Here is a 2,549-nt window from a genome sequence, read left to right on the forward strand (position 1 = left end):
ATATGACCATTCAATGGTTTCCGGGACATATGGCTAAAGCCCGCAGGCAGGTAACCGAAAAGTTAAAGCTGGTCGATATCGTCATCGAACTTGTTGATGCTCGAATTCCCTTATCATCCAGAAATCCTATGATTGAAGAGATAATCGGACAAAAGCCGAGACTGGTTCTTCTTAATAAGGCAGATATGGCGGATCCGGTCAGAACGAATCAGTGGATTGCTTATTTCCAGGAACAGGAAATCACCGCTCTTGCGGTCAACGCACAGGGCGGGAAAGGCCTGCACTCTATCGTTCAATCAGCGAAAGAGATTTTGAAAGAGAAATTTGATCGTATGAAGTCACGGGGAATGAGACCCCGTGCAATCAGAGCGATGATTGTTGGTATCCCGAATGTGGGTAAATCTACATTAATCAATCGACTCGCCAAAAAGAATATAGCTAAAACAGGTAATACTCCCGGAGTGACAAAAGCCCAGCAATGGATTAAAGTGGGGAAAGAACTTGAACTGCTTGATACACCTGGTATTCTCTGGCCAAAGTTCGAAGACGAACGAGTAGGCTATAAACTGGCTCTGACGGGTGCCATCAAAGACACAATCTTAAATCTGCAGGATATCGCGGTATATGGATTGAAATTCCTCGAGCTCCACTATCCTGAGCGATTAAAAGAACGCTACGGACTTGAAGTGATTCCCGATGAAATTGTTGATAAATTCGATGCAGTCGGGAAGAAGCGCGGGTGCTTAATGGGCGGAGGGGAAGTCGATTATGATAAAACCTCAGAAGTGATCATCCGTGACATTAGAAATGTCCAGCTCGGCCCGATGACCTTTGACATGATCGAAGAGATTCAAAGTGACGATGAATGATGAATGAGGCTCTTTAAAGAGGACGATGCTCTTTATTGATGCCTCTTTATTTTTGTTGAAAGATTCCGATATAAAAGGGGCAGTGACAATTGGAAACAAAGGACTTGTCAGTTAATGAGATAAAGTTACTAGCAGCAAAGATGTCAGAAGATGATCCGCTTCTAAAAAAGTTGAAAAAAGACAATAGAAAAGGTGTTCAGAAAATCATTGAACAATACAACCGGAATCTTCAAAGACTAAAGAAAGAAAAAGATGATTTCTCCAACTTGACTATTTTAGAGAATAAAATAGTCAGACAGGGTTATTCAGCGATTGCTGGTATAGATGAAGTTGGAAGAGGACCTTTGGCCGGTCCCGTTGTGGCAGCTGCTGTCATATTGCCTCAAGATTTTTACCTGCCTGGCATAAATGATAGTAAACAGCTTTCGGAAACGAAACGAAATGAATTCTATGATGTAATAAGGGAAAAAGCAGTCTCTATCGGGATTGGAATGATTGATGCGGAGGAAATTGACACCATAAATATTTATGAAGCCACTAAGAAAGCGATGCTATATGCCATCTCCAATCTACAAAGAAATCCTGATTATCTATTAATTGATGCAATGAAATTGGATACGCCCTACCCGCAAGAGTCAATCATAAAAGGTGATTCGAAAAGCGTATCCATTGCAGCAGCTTCCATCGTTGCCAAAGTAACACGGGATAAGCTCATGAAAGAGTATGCTTTAACTTACCCTGGATATGGATTTGACAAGAACGCCGGTTATGGGACAAAAGGGCATTTAGAGGGTTTGAAACAAAATGGTGTTACACCTATTCACAGAAAGAGTTTTGCTCCGGTAAGAGATATAACATGAAACGATAAGGGAGTAATAACAAATGAATGATATTCAAGGGTCATATAATTCACACACTTCATCCCACATAAGAGGCAAACCGTTCTCCCTTCAGAATGGCAGAATTCTTCATGTTTCTGTCCATAAACTTGTCGGTGACGGTTTGGCTGAGGTATCAGCCTCAGGGCAGAAGTTCATAGCAAAGCTTGATGCCCCCCTGGAAGCCGGGAATCGTTATTGGGTCAGGGTCAATCAAACGGATAGTGGATTAAGTCTCAGTGTCATTCAACAAGGCTCCGGAGAAAAAAATAATAAAAGTGTTGCCCAGGTTTTAATCAATCAATTACATAATCAGCCCGCTAATAAAGAACTTGTCAATACGGTTATTCAATTAATAAACAATAGAGTACCAATTACCAGGGAATTACTTCAATTTGCCTCGGAGCATATCAATGCCGGAAACTCAAAAAGCCGGCTGCCGATGTTAATAGAGATGATGAAAAATCATCTGCCTTTATCAGAAAAAGTGCTCTTGTCATTTGAAGCAGGTAAAGGACCGGAAACATTCAGCTCTCTCTTAAACAGTTTAAAAAGCTACCTGTCGACTTCTTCTGGATCTAATCACGAAACACTGGATATCATTAATAAGATTCAAGATCCACTTCAATTCCTAACTTCTAAACGGATGGCAGTAAAGGCAATGGAAAATGCAATGAACCCTTCAGAACCATTTTCAACACGAATGGGCCATTTCGAATTGCTGAAGTCTTTGGGGATTATTTCAAGCGAAAGTAAGATACATGGATTGCAGGAAGGAATGAAGAAAATATTTTCCCAAGCT

The 2,549-nt window shown here is 41.0% G+C and carries 3 protein-coding genes; all 3 read left to right on the forward strand.

From position 1 onward, the window contains the following. Positions 1-2 precede the first annotated feature (2 nt). Positions 3-869 (forward strand): ribosome biogenesis GTPase YlqF, encoded by an 867-nt coding sequence (gene ylqF, locus HP456_RS22645; protein WP_172255291.1) that lies wholly within the window; start codon positions 3-5, stop codon positions 867-869. 89 nt (positions 870-958) lie between these two features. Beyond that, positions 959-1,729 carry a ribonuclease HII gene (gene rnhB / locus HP456_RS22650; RefSeq protein WP_281358121.1) on the forward strand — a complete coding sequence of 257 codons (771 nt, stop codon included), beginning with the start codon at positions 959-961 and terminating at the stop codon, positions 1,727-1,729. Positions 1,730-1,751: 22 nt separating this feature from the next. Continuing rightward, a partial coding sequence (locus HP456_RS22655; protein ID WP_172255293.1) for a TP0910 N-terminal domain-containing protein occupies positions 1,752-2,549 on the forward strand: 798 nt, incomplete at its 3' end.

It is taken from the genome of Bacillus haikouensis (assembly GCF_013179555.1).
GTDB classification, from domain to species: domain Bacteria; phylum Bacillota; class Bacilli; order Bacillales; family Bacillaceae_B; genus Rossellomorea; species Rossellomorea haikouensis_A.